This is a genomic window from Micromonospora acroterricola (genome assembly GCF_003172955.1).
Classification (GTDB): Bacteria; Actinomycetota; Actinomycetes; order Mycobacteriales; family Micromonosporaceae; genus Micromonospora; species Micromonospora acroterricola.
The window spans coordinates 89,340-102,437 of sequence record NZ_QGKR01000149.1; the positions used below are offsets into that span (position 1 = coordinate 89,340).

11 protein-coding genes are annotated in these 13,098 nt (G+C 69.1%); 5 read left to right on the forward strand and 6 right to left on the reverse strand.

Annotated features, from left to right (window positions below; translation table 11 throughout):
• Nucleotides 1-115 precede the first annotated feature (115 nt).
• Nucleotides 116-1,570, forward strand: a complete 1,455-nt coding sequence (locus DKT68_RS08025) for an alkaline phosphatase PhoX (RefSeq protein ID WP_109816775.1) — start codon at nt 116-118, stop codon at nt 1,568-1,570.
• A 175-nt stretch (nt 1,571-1,745) separates the two neighbouring features.
• Here DKT68_RS08025 and DKT68_RS08030 read toward each other — a convergent pair whose 3' ends face one another.
• Together DKT68_RS08030 and DKT68_RS08035 are read right to left on the reverse strand one after the other, a co-directional pair.
• Nucleotides 1,746-2,189, reverse strand: coding sequence for an OsmC family protein (locus DKT68_RS08030; protein WP_109816776.1), 444 nt, complete (start codon nt 2,187-2,189; stop codon nt 1,746-1,748).
• Between the two features lie 101 nt (nt 2,190-2,290).
• Nucleotides 2,291-2,689 carry a VOC family protein gene (locus tag DKT68_RS08035; RefSeq protein WP_109816817.1) on the reverse strand — a complete coding sequence of 133 codons (399 nt, stop codon included), beginning with the start codon at nt 2,687-2,689 and terminating at the stop codon, nt 2,291-2,293.
• A 470-nt stretch (nt 2,690-3,159) separates the two neighbouring features.
• Between DKT68_RS08035 and rph the strand changes: the two genes are divergently transcribed.
• Nucleotides 3,160-5,757 (forward strand): rifamycin-inactivating phosphotransferase, encoded by a 2,598-nt coding sequence (rph, locus tag DKT68_RS08045; RefSeq protein ID WP_109816778.1) that lies wholly within the window; start codon nt 3,160-3,162, stop codon nt 5,755-5,757.
• Between the two features lie 125 nt (nt 5,758-5,882).
• On the opposite strand, the gene DKT68_RS08050 is transcribed toward rph, so the two are convergent.
• On the reverse strand, nt 5,883-6,506 hold the full coding sequence (locus DKT68_RS08050) for a hypothetical protein (RefSeq protein WP_109816779.1): 624 nt from the start codon (nt 6,504-6,506) through the stop codon (nt 5,883-5,885).
• A 218-nt stretch (nt 6,507-6,724) separates the two neighbouring features.
• Here DKT68_RS08050 and DKT68_RS08055 point away from each other — a divergent pair, with 218 nt between their 5' ends.
• Both DKT68_RS08055 and DKT68_RS08060 read left to right on the forward strand, forming a co-directional pair.
• Nucleotides 6,725-7,363, forward strand: coding sequence for an HD domain-containing protein (locus tag DKT68_RS08055; RefSeq protein WP_109816780.1), 639 nt, complete (start codon nt 6,725-6,727; stop codon nt 7,361-7,363).
• A gap of 51 nt (nt 7,364-7,414) precedes the next feature.
• Nucleotides 7,415-8,353: an NADP-dependent oxidoreductase gene (locus DKT68_RS08060; RefSeq protein ID WP_109816781.1), complete on the forward strand. Its 939-nt coding sequence runs from the start codon at nt 7,415-7,417 to the stop codon at nt 8,351-8,353.
• A 151-nt stretch (nt 8,354-8,504) separates the two neighbouring features.
• On the opposite strand, the gene DKT68_RS08065 is transcribed toward DKT68_RS08060, so the two are convergent.
• Nucleotides 8,505-9,518, reverse strand: coding sequence for a hypothetical protein (locus DKT68_RS08065; protein WP_109816782.1), 1,014 nt, complete (start codon nt 9,516-9,518; stop codon nt 8,505-8,507).
• A 133-nt stretch (nt 9,519-9,651) separates the two neighbouring features.
• Here DKT68_RS08065 and mhpA point away from each other — a divergent pair, with 133 nt between their 5' ends.
• Nucleotides 9,652-11,190 carry a bifunctional 3-(3-hydroxy-phenyl)propionate/3-hydroxycinnamic acid hydroxylase MhpA gene (gene mhpA, locus DKT68_RS08070; protein ID WP_109816783.1) on the forward strand — a complete coding sequence of 513 codons (1,539 nt, stop codon included), beginning with the start codon at nt 9,652-9,654 and terminating at the stop codon, nt 11,188-11,190.
• A gap of 116 nt (nt 11,191-11,306) precedes the next feature.
• Here the strand turns inward: mhpA and DKT68_RS08075 are convergent, their stop codons facing one another.
• Complete coding sequence (locus DKT68_RS08075; protein WP_109816784.1) at nt 11,307-11,804, reverse strand: DinB family protein; 498 nt, start codon at nt 11,802-11,804, stop codon at nt 11,307-11,309.
• 183 nt (nt 11,805-11,987) lie between these two features.
• Nucleotides 11,988-13,022 carry an aminoglycoside phosphotransferase family protein gene (locus DKT68_RS08080; protein WP_201748947.1) on the reverse strand — a complete coding sequence of 345 codons (1,035 nt, stop codon included), beginning with the start codon at nt 13,020-13,022 and terminating at the stop codon, nt 11,988-11,990.
• Nucleotides 13,023-13,098 lie beyond the last annotated feature (76 nt).

Below are 13,098 nucleotides of genomic sequence, written 5' to 3' on the forward strand. Positions count from 1 at the left end.
GCCCTGATTCTTCACTCCGATGTCACCCCGCGACCCCATGGGTGACGTGTCGGTGTCCGTCCGCGGGAGTTGGCTGTCAGTCGTCGCACTTGTCCTGACCAGGAGCTGATTCCACGTGCCTTCCTCTCGTCGCACCTTCCTCGCGGGCGGCGCCGCCGCCGGCGTAGGCCTCGCCGTCGCCGGCGGCTTGCCGTCCCTGGCTCAGGCCAGCCCCGGCCGGCCTCACCCGCCGGTCAAGGCCGGCAACGTGCCCTTCCCGCCGCTCGTGGATGACCCCGACGGCATCCTGGCCCTGCCCGAGGGCTTCCGCTACACCGTGGTCACCCGGACCGGCGTCACCCGGCTCGACCGCGGCCAGGGCGTGACCCCGGCCGACCACGACGGCATGGCCGTCTACGACGCCGGCCACGGCCGGTACCACCTGATCCAGAACCACGAGATCGACCCGGGCGCCGAGTTCGGCGTACCGCACATCAAGGGAACGGTCTACGACTCGGGCGCCGTCGACGCCGGCGGTTGCACCGTGATCAAGACTGACCGTGCGGGCCGGAACCTGGGTGAGTTCGTCGCCCTCTCCGGCACCGTCGCCAACTGCGCCGGCGGGCCGACCCCCTGGGGGACCTGGCTCACCTGCGAGGAGACCGAGGACCGGGCCGGCGACGCGTGGGAAGAGGACGGCCGGACCGGCGTCTTCCAGAAGGATCACGGCTACGTCTTCGAGGCCTGGGCTGACGGCAGCGCCGACCCGAGGCCGATCAAGTGCCTGGGCCGCTACTCGCACGAGGCCCTGGCGGTCGACAAGGACCGCACCAGGATCTACCTCTCCGAGGACGCCGACGGGCCCAACGGCCTCTTCTACCGCTGGACGGCGCCACGCGGCGTCAAGCTGGGTCCCGGCGTGCTCACCGGCCTCGCGCCGAACGCCGGCGTCCTCGCCGCGATGCAGATCATCATGGACGACGGCTCGGTGCTGCCGGACGTCGCCTACCTGACCTCCGCACAGCTGGGCCGCCCCTTCCCCGTACGGTGGATCGAGGTGCCTGACCGCGACGCGCGCAACAAGCCCGTGCGCGAGCAGTTCGCCGATGGCCAGGTCACCCGCGGACGCAAGTTCGAGGGCGTGTGGGGCACGGACGAGGGTGTGTACGTGGTCAACTCCTACGCCTGGGACGACGGTGACCTGCCGGCGGACGCGGCTCCGCACGATGGCATGGTCTGGTTCTACAACTACAAGACCCAGACCATCCAGCTGGTGACGTACTTCCCGCACCAGACCGCCTCCGAGGAGGGGACGCCGGTCAAGTACAACGACCTCACCTTCGACGGCCCCGACAACGTGACCGTCACCCCGTGGGGAAGCCTGGTGCTCGCCGAGGACGGCGCGGGCGCTTCCCACGTACTCAGCGCGATCCCGGGCGGCCCAACGTACGCGATCGCCCGCAACCAGCTCAACGACTCGGAGTTCTGCGGGCCGACCTTCACCGCCGACGGCACGGTGCTCTTCGTCAACATGCAGGATCCCGGCCTCACCCTGGCCATCACCGGCCCGTGGGAGAAGTACCTGGGCTGACAGCGCCCGACCGCCGGTGGGAGTCACCTGCTGTGACGATCCCCTGCTGAACGAGTCTTGGCACCGTACGCCCTCCGCGCGACCCCGGGGCGGGCTCGGCCGCACCGAGCCCGCCCCGCCAACCCCACTCGATCCTGATCACGAGCCGTGACAGGTCTCAGGACGCCCCGGGGTCTCAGGCCTCGGTGGCCTCTGCGGCTTCGACAATTGAGACGGCAGTGCCGAGTTCGACGGTACGGGAGACGGTGCAGAGTCGTTCGTGCGACTGCCGCAGCGACCGGGGCAGCGCCTCGCGCGCCCTGTCGCCGTCCGCGCCCACCGGGAACGTCACGGTGAACTCGACCCTGAGGTTCTGCATCCGGTTCCCTTCGGCCTCGTCCCGGATCTTGTCGCCAGTGACGTTGACGGAGAACTGGGTCGGCTCGGCGCGGCGGCTGGTGATGTGGTCAACGTCTACCGCCGTGCAGCCGCCGATGGCAGCCAGAAGCAGCTCCACCGGAGTGAAGCTGGTGTCCTCGCCCGTGCCCATCGACAGCGATCCGCCGCGGACATTCCGTGCGCGATAGTTCCCCACGCTGGTGCGCTCGATCTCCACCGAGCGGAAAGTGTCGTCACTCATGACAGGAAAACTACCCAGGCCCCCCCGGCCCTCGATCCACCGGCCTGGCCGGCCCATTCTCAATGGTCGAAACCACCAGCCGACCCGTTCTCGAAAGTAATTCAGACGTCGGCTTCGAGGGCGAAGGTATTGCCGTCCGGGTCGTGGAACCATGCGATACGTCCACCGCCGGCCCGCGCAGTGATCCCCTTCGCGTCGTGTTCGATCTGGTCGTAGCGGACCATCTCGACGCCAGCCGAGACGAGCTCGTCAACGATCTGGTCGATGTCATCGACGTACCACGTCGCCAGTGTCGCCGGGGTCTTCCCGGCGGTGACCGACTGGTACACGTTCAGCGCCGGTCCGCCACCAGAACCATAGACGCGGCTGCCGTCGGCGATGGTGGCGCTGGGGCCGGACCGCAGCACCTGTAGGCCCAGTTTGCCCTCGTAGAACTCGACCGCCGTTCGTATGTCGGACACCGCGATCGAAGTCCTGAGGTGATGAGCGCTCAGAGGCATGAACCACTTTCCCACACGCGAGCGACGTGCCAGCCACGACGCTGGCTGACCGTGCCTGATCGAAGAGAAGAACCTCAATCCGCAGCGGGAAAACAGCAACGGGAAACCTTCCCACTTTAACGTATATCGCACCGGGGGGCTTGCCGCAAGACCCGGGAGTTGCCGCAGAATCGTCGGCCGGAGCCAGGAACGGACGAAGAATTGGGACACTACGTGCAGATGTTGTTGTCGACCTGTCAGAGGCCCGCCGACGTCGAGCCGCTGGTGACGTCGGGGGTGCGATTGTGGCCCACCGGCGCGGAGATGCGGGCGTTCACGCCGCCCATCCGGGCGGAGCGGCCGGCCGCCAGTCGGAGGGAAAGGCACGGACGGATGGGGACGCCCCCAGGAGGTTCGACCGAGCTGGAGACGCCGGTGATCCACCGGGCTGGTGCAGTGCAGCGGAGGACGGCCGTCTCGGAGGTGTCGCGATGATCGAGCAGTACGTGTTGAGTCTCCAAGAGGTCGACGATGTGCAGGTCGCGATCGTCGGCGGCAAGGGCGCGCACCTGGGGGCGTTGTCGCGAATCGACGGCATTCGCGTGCCGGCTGGCTTCTGCGTGACGACGGACGCCTTCCGGCGGATCATGGCCGAGGCGCCGTCGATCGAGGATCGGCTCGATCAGCTGTCGCGCCTGAACCCGGACGACCGGGAGGCGGTCCGCACGCTCAGTGCGGAGATCCGCCGGACCATCGAAGGGACCGTCCTCCCCGACGACGTGGCGGCGGCGATCACCCGGGCTCTCATCCCGCTCGGTGAACGAGCTGCCTACGCCGTCCGATCCAGCGCGACGGCGGAGGACCTGCCGACGGCGTCCTTCGCCGGCCAGCAGGACACGTACCTGAACGTCGTGGGGCCGACGGCGATCCTCCAGCACGTCAGCCGGTGCTGGGCCTCGCTCTTCACCGAGCGGGCCGTGACCTACCGTCAGCGCAACGGCATCGACCACCGTACGGTCCACATGGCCGTGGTCGTGCAGCAGATGGTCTTCCCGGACGCGGCCGGCATCCTGTTCACCGCCGATCCCGTCACGGGCAACCGGACGGTCGCCACCGTGGACGCCAGTTTCGGCCTCGGCGAGGCTCTGGTCTCCGGACTGGTGAATCCGGACGCCTACCGGGTGCGGGGCGATCAGATCATCGATAGAGCGATCGCCGCCAAACAGCGTGCCATCCACGCCCTGCCGGCCGGCGGGACGCGGGAACAGACGATCGACCCGCGGCGGCAGGAGCAGCCGGCGCTGACGGATCCACAGGTCATACGGCTGGTGCAGCTGGGACGGCGGATCGAAGCCCACTTCGGCCACCCGCAGGACATCGAATGGTGCCTCGTCGACGATGACTTCCAGATCGTCCAGAGCCGGCCAATCACCACGCTGTTCCCCATCCCCGAGACCGGCGACGGAGACAACCACGTCTACGTCTCCGTCGGTCACCAGCAGATGATGACCGACGCCATGAAGCCACTGGGCGTCTCCATGTGGCAGCTGACGGCCATGGCGCCGATGCACGAGGCCGGCGGGAGGCTGTTCGTCGACGTCACCCGGCGCCTGGCCTCGCCCGCGAGCCGCGCCGGCCTCCTGGAGGTGGTGGGAAGGGGCGATCCGTTGATCAGGGACGCGCTGGAGAGCGTCCTCGACCGCGGCGACTTCGTCCCGTCGCTCCCGGAGGCTGGTCCCGCCGGGCCGCCGGCCAGCGGCGCGTCCGCCCCGATCGAGACCGATCCGGCCATCGTCACCGAGCTGGTCGAGCGGAGCCAGGCCTCCATCGCCGCCCTGCGGCGCGACATCGCGACGTTGACCGGGCCTGCGCTGTTCGACTTCCTGCTGGAGGCCTTCCAGGAGCACAAGCGACTCCTCGGTGATCCCTTGAGCATGCAGGCGATCATGGCGGGGATGGAGGCCACCTGGTGGCTCAACGACCAGCTGCAGGAATGGCTGGGCGAGAAGAACGCGGCCGACACCCTCACGCTGTCCGCCCCCGGCAACGTCACGTCGGAGATGGGACTGGCGCTGCTCGACGTCGCCGACGTGATCCGCCCGCACCCCGAGGTGGTGGCATTCCTGCAGGGCGTCGAGGACGACGGCTTCCTTGACGAGCTGCCGAAGCTCGCGGGTGGGACCGACGCGCGCGACGCCATCGAGGCCTACCTCGACCGATACGGCCTGCGCTGCGTCGGCGAGATCGACATCACGAGGCCGCGCTGGAGCGAACGCCCCAGCACACTCGTGCCCCTGATCCTCGACAACATCAAGCTCTTCGAGCCGGGCGCCGCCGAGCGGCGCTTCGAGCAGGGGCGACAGCAGGCGCAGAAGAAGCAAGAAGACCTGCTGGAACGCCTGCGGGCCCTGCCGGACGGGCAGCAGAAAGCCGACGAGACCAAGCGGATGATCGACCGGGTCCGGACCTTCATCGGCTACCGGGAGTACCCGAAGTACGCCATCGTCGGCCGCTACTTCGTCTACAAGCAGGCCCTGCTGAAGGAGGCCGAGCGCCTCGTGCAGGCCGCCGTGCTTCGTGAGACGGACGACATCTTCTACCTCACGTTCCAGGAGCTGCACGACGTCGCGCGCACGAACCATGCGGATGATCAGCTCATCCACCGGCGGAGGGAGGCGTTCAGGTCGTACCAGATGCTCAGCCCGCCCAGGGTGCTCACGTCGGAAGGTGAGGGCATCGCCGGGGCGTACCGACGTGACGACGTGCCGACCGGCGCGCTGGTCGGCCTCCCGGTTTCCGTTGGGACCGTCGAGGGGCGGGCTCGCGTCATCCTGGACATGGCCGAGGCCGATCTCGAACCAGGCGACATCCTGGTCACCGCCTTCACCGACCCGAGCTGGTCACCCCTGTTCGTCGCGATTGAGGGGCTGGTGACGGAGGTGGGCGGCCTCATGACCCACGGGGCGGTGATCGCCCGGGAGTACGGCTTGCCCGCCGTCGTCGGTGTGGAGCACGCGACCAGGCTGATCCGGGACGGGCAGCGGATCCGCGTGCACGGCGCCGACGGATACGTCGAGATCCTGCCGTGACCGACCAGGCGCGGAGAGGGCCTTCAGTAGCTCCGGCCACGCAACGCTGAGCCGGGTCCGTCGGGGAGGTCGCCATGCACAAGGGCCTGACCGGAGTGCATGGCGACTACCAACGGCGCAGCCGGTCAGGCGGCCGGTTCCCTGGTGGGCGACCGGCGGCCTCCGTGGGACGCGACCAACGCGTCCGCCACGATGTCCGCGTCAGCTTCTGCGACGTCCGCTGGGTACTCCGGCAGCAGGTCGTCCCAGACGACCAGCCACGATCCGAACAGTTGGGCCTGCCCCTCGGGCCGAGCGAAGAACCAGACGTGCAGGTGGGCGCCGCCATCTCCGATGCGGTAGACGTGCGCCCGCGAGATGTGCGGCAGCGCCTGCACGTGGCGAACGATGCGAGTGCTCAACAGCCCAAGCTCGGCGGCGAGTTCGTCAGGTAGGTCCGCCATGTCGTAGTGGTCGCGCGGGTGCAGCATGAGCACCAGCGGGACGCCCACTCCCTGAATCCGGGTCAGCCGCCAGTGATCGTTGAACCAGATCCCTTCGTCCCGGTCGCGGCAGGCGTTGCAGTCCGACGGATCCTCGCCGTGCCGCGCGGGCTCCGGGAGCACCGGCGGGCGCAACGGCGCTACGCGCAGTCCGTCCGGCTCGAAGGGACTGATCTCCCATCCCGTCATGCGAGCCAACGGGAGTCTTCGCTCGCTGTCCGAGACGGCGACTACGCGGTCATAGAACTCGTCCGGTCGCAAGGCCATGCGGGGAAGACTAGTACGACAGGATGCCAAGTGATCCACAGCCCCGTTGTGGCTGCCAGTAAACGGCTGCGGGAGGTGGTGGAGCACGTGACCGTGATTTCGGCCTGTCCCGATATCAGTGGTTCCTGGCCGGACGAAGGCGGCGGGGTACGACGATTGGTGGGCAACATGGAGGTCAGATAAACGGTCCGCACACACTTCCCGGAAGGTCGGAGATCGTGCCAGAGGTCATTGCGGGGTTGGAGATTCCTGAGACGGCGGCGGTCGCCGAAGCGACCAGGCGCATCCAGGAGACAACCAGCCCTCCCATCTACCACCACTCCCGAAGGGTCTTCTTCTTCAGCCTCATCCACGCCCAGAAGCTCGGCGTGAAACCCGACCCGGAGCTGCTCTACATCGCGGCCATGTTCCACGACAGCGGCCTCCTGACCCCCTTTTCCGACGTCGAGCAGCGCTTCGAAGTCGACGGCGCCGACCACGCCCGCACGTTCCTCCTCGACCGGGGTTTCCCGACGGCCGCCGCCCAGACCGTCTGGACGGCGATCGCGCTGCACACCACACCCGGCATCCCCGACCGAATGGCCCCCGAAATCGCGACCACCTACCTCGGCGTCCTGACCGACGTACTCGGCCTGGGCCTCGACGGACTGGAACACGACCAGCTCGACGAAATCCTCGCCGCCCACCCCCGAGGCGACTTCAAAAACGAGTTCCTTCGAGCCTCCGTCGAGGGACTCAGGAACCGCCCCGACACCACGAACGGCACCGTGAACTCCGACATACTCGAACACTTCATCCCCGGCTTCCAGCGCGTGACGACCGTCCAGCGCATCGTCGGCTCGCCCTGGCCGAGCTGATCGGACAGTTCCCGAGCCACGCCGACGGACGTTCCTGGAAAGGATCTGAGCATGCGAGCGATCACCGTGCGAGACCGTGACGCGGGTGTCAGCGGACTCACCCTGACCGACATGCCGTACCCCCACGCCGCGGAAAACGACGTCATCGTGCGCGTGCACGCCGCAGGCTTCACCCCCGGAGAGCTCGACTGGCCGGCAACGTGGTCCGATCGCGCCGGTCGCGACCGGGCACCCAGCATCCCCGGGCACGAGCTGTCCGGAGTTGTCGTCGAGCTGGGGTACGGGACCACCGGCCTCACCGTGGGCCAGCGGGTGTTCGGCCTGACCGACTGGGCCCGCAACGGATCCCTGGCCGAATACACCGCGGTGGAGGCTCGCAACCTCGCCCCCCTCGCGGTCGACATCGAGCACGCCGTGGCCGCCGCGCTGCCCATTTCCGGACTGACCGCATGGCAGGGACTGTTCGACCACGCTCACCTCACGACCGGCCAGACCGTCCTCGTTCACGGCGCCGCGGGCGGTGTCGGCTCGATCGCCGTTCAACTCGCGTGTGAGGTGGGCGCCCGCGTTATCGGCACCGGCCGAGCCGACGACCGTGACGTCGCGCTCAGCCTCGGCGCGCAGACCTTCCTCGACCTGGACGCCGACGATCTGCAGCAGGCCGGCGAGGTGGACGTGGTGTTCGACGTCATCGGCGGCGACGTCCTCGAGCGATCGGCCGAACTGGTACGCCCGGGCGGCACCCTCGTCACCATCGCGATGCCACCTACCGTGCGGCCCAAGGACGGGCGAGCCATCTTTTTCGTCGTCGAACCTGATCGCGCGCGGCTGACCGACCTCGCCCAGCGCCTCCGGACCGGACGGCTCAACCCCATCGTCGGCGCCGTGCGACCGCTTGCCGAAACGGCCTCCGCGTTCGCCCGTCGCCCCCGGACGGCCGGCAAGACGATCATTCAGGTCGTGGACGAAGAAGGAGGGCAGCACTCGTGATCCGCGTGCTCATGGCCCCACCACCGACACGCGTGGGGTGACGTCCGGGAGGCGAGGCGTACGCCGTCGGGGAAGAACGTCACGAGTCGTTCCCGTATCGTCGTGCGCCCCGGCGACCTCAGGGTCGCGGCGGCCCTATGGACCCGGCGCGTTATCCATCCGCGGGAACCAGCTGCGCCCCTGGCGCCGGCGGGGGCACGTCCGCGTCGATCGTCAGAAAAAGGCTCCGGGTCGCCGGGTCCTCCCCCACCCGAACCGCAGCGATCGGCACCTCGGCGGCAGCGTCCACCAGCCGCGCCGGTTCCCCGTCACGGATCTCACCATCGAGGCGGCCCAGTAGCCGCAGACCCACACCGTCCACCCGGGCCTCGACCACCTCGAACCGCCATCGCGGCACCGTTCGGCCCGCTGCGCGCGGTCGATACTCCCGGCTACCCGATGGACTTCGAGCGACCCGGGCACCGAACGCCAGGTCGACCTCCCGCAGCTCGTTCAGCGACGTGTCCTGCATGTGCCGCAACGCGTGCCGGGCCAGACACATCCGTACGCCGTGCCGGATCACCCACATCCCATCGCCCCAACCCTCCGCCGGATCCACGAGATCACTGACGAGCGTGTCGACGTCGCCCGTCGCACCCACCGTCCGCAATGCCGCCGCAACCACCGTGCGGGCATCGGCTGGCACCACTCCGTCGCCCATGAACGGCAACGCCAGCAACAGGCGCTGCTCGCGGCTCAGCGCGGGATCGGGCATGTCCGCCAGCGCCCGCAGTTCTTCCCAGCACAGCCCTGGCCCGTAGAACTCGCCCAACCCGGCGATCCGGACAGCCGACCCGCCGAGATCCGAAGTGACCAGCACGTCGAGCCCGCCATCGTCGGCCATGTTGCGATTGACGATGCGTAGCCACCGCCACCACTTCCCACGCGCCGGTGTCAGCCGCACCGACAACACCGGCCACTGCGCGCCGTCCAGCAGCGTTCGCTCCATGTCGAGACGTGCGGACTCGGGCACCTCGAACGCCGCCGACGTGTCGTACACCGCTCCGCCCATGTAGGCGAGGTACACCGGCCAGAAACCAGGCCGCTCAAGCAGCACATTGCCGTCGACAAGCCGCCCGCCGTCCGGCGGCTCGTATCCGTGGATCACCAACTCCCCGTCGAACATGGCCGCCATCCTGGCAGAGGGAGCCACGCGGCGGGGCGCCGCGGTAGGACGTCGACCGGCGGCCCCAGCGCTCGCCAGTCATCTGCGGGATACTGGTCGCCACCTACCTCGTTCTTCGGGTCGTGGCCACACAATGAGCGTCGTTCCGGTAGTGATCGTCGGCGCGGGCCCCACCGGGCTCACCGCCGCGACGCTGCTCGCCCAGCACGGCGTGGAGTGCCTGATCCTCGACCGGTGGGAGTCGGCCTATCCCCTGCCCCGCGCCGTCGCCCTCGACGACGAGGTCCACCGCATCCTGGCGCGCCTCGGGCTCCGGGACGAGTTCGCCGCCATCGCCAGGCCACACCGGGGCCTTCGACTCGTCGACCGCAGGATGCGGGTGCTGGCCGAGTTTCAGCGCGACGTGGCGCCGGGCCGGCACGGCTACCCCCAGGGGAGCATGTTCGACCAGCCGGAGCTGGAGGAGATCCTCCGTCGGAATCTCACGAAGTACCGCAACGCCACCCTGCGCGGCAGCACCGAGGTAACCACGCTGACGCAGGACGCCGACGGCGTACGGCTCGACGTCACCGACACGGCCACCGGCGAGCACCAGGTCGTCCGCGCGGCGTACGTGCTGGGTTGCGACGGCGCCAACAGCCTGACGAGGGCCGCGATCGGCGCCAGCATGCAGGACCTGGGGTTCACGCAACGCTGGCTCGTGGTCGATGTGGTCACCACGGCCGAACTCGGCCAGTGGGAGGGTGTGCACCAGCTCTCCGACCCGGTGCGCGCCGGCACGTACATGCGGATCGGGAAGACCCGCTACCGCTGGGAGTTCCGGCTGGCGCCCGGTGAGACCGCCGACGACTTCCGCGACATGACCCAGCTGCATCCGTTGATCTCGCCATGGACGGGGACCGTCCCCGCCGGGGAGCTGAAGGTGGTCCGTGCGGCCGAATACACCTTTCGCGCGCAGGTCGCCGACCGGTGGCGCGACCGCCGGGTGTTCCTGCTCGGCGACGCCGCCCACCTCACCCCGCCGTTCATCGGTCAGGGATTGGGTGCCGGGCTGCGCGACGCGATGAACGTCGCCTGGAAACTCGCCGGCGTGCTCGACGGGTCCCTGCCCGAGACCGTGCTCGGCACCTACCAGATCGAACGCAAGCACCACACCCGCGCCATGATCAGGCTGGCGACGGTGATCGGCACCGCGATGACGGCCGGCGGCAGAGTGGGCGACATCATCCGCCGCGTGGTGGCGCCACGCCTGCATCTTGTGCCTGGCCTCACGGCCCTGGCCACGGACAGTGAGACACCCGCGCTGCGCCGATCTCCTCTGGTGCTGCGGCCACGTCTGCGCCGCGCCCTCGCCGGTCGACTGTGCCCGAACGCCATCCTCGACGGCGAGCGCCGCCTCGACGACGTATCCGCGGGGCGTTTCGCGGTCGTGACGTCCACCGAGCCGCCCCCCGCCCCAAGGGCAGACATCGAACGGTGCGGAGCAGTGTTCATCACTGCGCGACCCGGAAGCGCACTGCACCGATGGCTGAGAAACGGGCGCGCCCACGCGGCAGTCGTCCGCCCGGACGGCGCCGTCCTCAGTGCCGGCCGCGACCTTTCGACGGTCTCTGCCATCCTGCGCGGGTGCAGAGGGAACCTCTCCCGCCCGGCGGCCGGCACCGGCGGGTAGCCCCGTCAGACATCAGCGGTGGGCCAGGGATACAGCCCATCGATGGCCCGGCTGTGACACCGGGTACTCGGCCACGCCCCGTAGCGCGGTCGGTGGCCTGAGTGGACGTCCGCGCACTACTCGTTGATGAGCTGCTCTCGAAGAATGTCCGCGTGCCCACAGTGCTGGGCGAGCTCGCGCAGCACGTGGAGATACACCCACCGCAGTGGAAGCGGGCCCCGCCGGTGCCCGTGAAGGATGTCGTCCAGACCCAGGGAGGACGTCGCACGGCGTGATGCTTCGCAGGCTTCACGGTGTGCCTGCTGGACGGTGGCGATCGTGTCGTCGTCATCGAGGATGAACGACTCTTCTGACGACGCAGGAATGCCGATCTCAGCTCGCGACCGGCACGTGACGGCTTCGTCGAACCAGACCTTCTCGACGAAAGTCGCGTGCTTCACCAGACCCAGCAGCGTGGTCCGGGAGGCCACCAACGATCGGCGCACCTGTTCCTCTGTCAGCCCGTCCAAGCAGCCATTGAGCGCGCTGCGATGCTCGTCGAGGAACGCCTCGAACTGGGCATGGGCTGGCTGCGCGACCACCTGGTCGGCGAAGGTAGGCGGGTAGGAAGGCATGGGCGAAGCATTCCAGACCGTCGCCCATGGGCAACGACCGAAGTTCCCCACGTTGCGCTGTACGAGGCCGGGGAGCACATCACGGCTGGCGCAGGACGTTCAGTCGGGTGCCCAACCTCCCGGGTCTCCCAGCGCGTGCGCGGGTCCGCCGTGCGCGCGTAGCCACTTGGCTGGCAGTGGCACTCACGCCAGTTCGGCGATCACTGCCCGGACCATTCGGCGGCCGTGCTCGGCCATGCGCGGAAAGGTGTGCCGGTAGTAGTCGATGCCGGTCAGCGACGGTGCGAGGGCCCAGCCGCAGGCGCGGCGCCAGGTGGCGTCGTCGTACTCGATCGCCTCCCGGTAGGCCTTCCGGGCCGCGCCGGTGAAGGTCCACAGCGCCGGAGCCACGTCCGGCGCCGGATCGCCGACACCGAGCGCGCCGAAATCGATGACCGCGGCCAGTCGGCCGCTGTCGGTGATCAGGTTGCCCGGCTGCAGATCACCGTGGATCCATACGGGGTCCCGGTCCCATTCAGGAGCAGCCAGGCAGCCGTCCCAGGCCGCCTCGGCCGCGGTCACATCGAAGCCGTCGTCATGCTCCGCGAGCCGGGGCAGCACACGGCGGACGCTCTCATCGGCGTGGAGCAGGGCGGATCCGCGGGAACCCGGTGGCTTGAGCGGACCGCTGGCCGGATCCACCCTGTGCAGAGCGCGAACGAAGGCTGCCACATCGCGGGCCAGGAGTACGTCGTCGCAGCCAAGCCGGGGAGGCGTGTTTCCCACGACCCACGGCACCACGGTCCACCGCCACGGGTACCCCGCGCCCGGCCCACCCAGGTGAAGCGGAACGGGAATCCGCACAGGCAGGTGGGGCGCCAGCAGGGGCAGCCACCGCGCATCAGAATCGGCCTGGTCGACCGCCGAGGCGATCTTGGGCATACGGGCGACGAGTTCGTTGCCGATCCGAAAGAGTACGTGGTCGGTGCCCTCCCACTCGTCAGGTAGGGGCGTCACGGGAAGGTCGGCCCACTGCGGGCACTGGGCCGCCACCAGGCGGCGCACCTGCCCGGCGGTGGCGCGGACCTCGTCATCGTGGATGCGCACGGCTGGCACGGTAATGCGGTCAGGCGGTGTGGTGCCAACCCATTGGGTGCCCGCACCGACGCATCGAAGGACTACGGCGCCGACCGTGTCGGATCTCCCCGATCGCGTGGTGAAGGTGCCCGATCCTGCCACTGCTGCCAGATCCCGTCGTCAGCGTCGTTCGGCACCAGAAGGACGGGCTCGCGACGCTGAACAGAAGCCGCCCCAC

What these genes read in the sequence shown, in the direction of transcription:
- DKT68_RS08030 (WP_109816776.1), bottom strand. Translation starts at nt 2,189, where the DNA reads ATGAGTGACGACACTTTCCGCTCGGTGGAGATCGAGCGCACCAGCGTG.
- DKT68_RS08035 (WP_109816817.1), bottom strand. Translation starts at nt 2,689, where the DNA reads ATGCCTCTGAGCGCTCATCACCTCAGGACTTCGATCGCGGTGTCCGAC.
- rph (WP_109816778.1), top strand. Translation starts at nt 3,160, where the DNA reads ATGATCGAGCAGTACGTGTTGAGTCTCCAAGAGGTCGACGATGTGCAG.
- DKT68_RS08050 (WP_109816779.1), bottom strand. Translation starts at nt 6,506, where the DNA reads ATGGCCTTGCGACCGGACGAGTTCTATGACCGCGTAGTCGCCGTCTCG.
- DKT68_RS08060 (WP_109816781.1), top strand. Translation starts at nt 7,415, where the DNA reads ATGCGAGCGATCACCGTGCGAGACCGTGACGCGGGTGTCAGCGGACTC.
- DKT68_RS08065 (WP_109816782.1), bottom strand. Translation starts at nt 9,518, where the DNA reads ATGTTCGACGGGGAGTTGGTGATCCACGGATACGAGCCGCCGGACGGC.
- mhpA (WP_109816783.1), top strand. Translation starts at nt 9,652, where the DNA reads ATGAGCGTCGTTCCGGTAGTGATCGTCGGCGCGGGCCCCACCGGGCTC.
- DKT68_RS08075 (WP_109816784.1), bottom strand. Translation starts at nt 11,804, where the DNA reads ATGCCTTCCTACCCGCCTACCTTCGCCGACCAGGTGGTCGCGCAGCCA.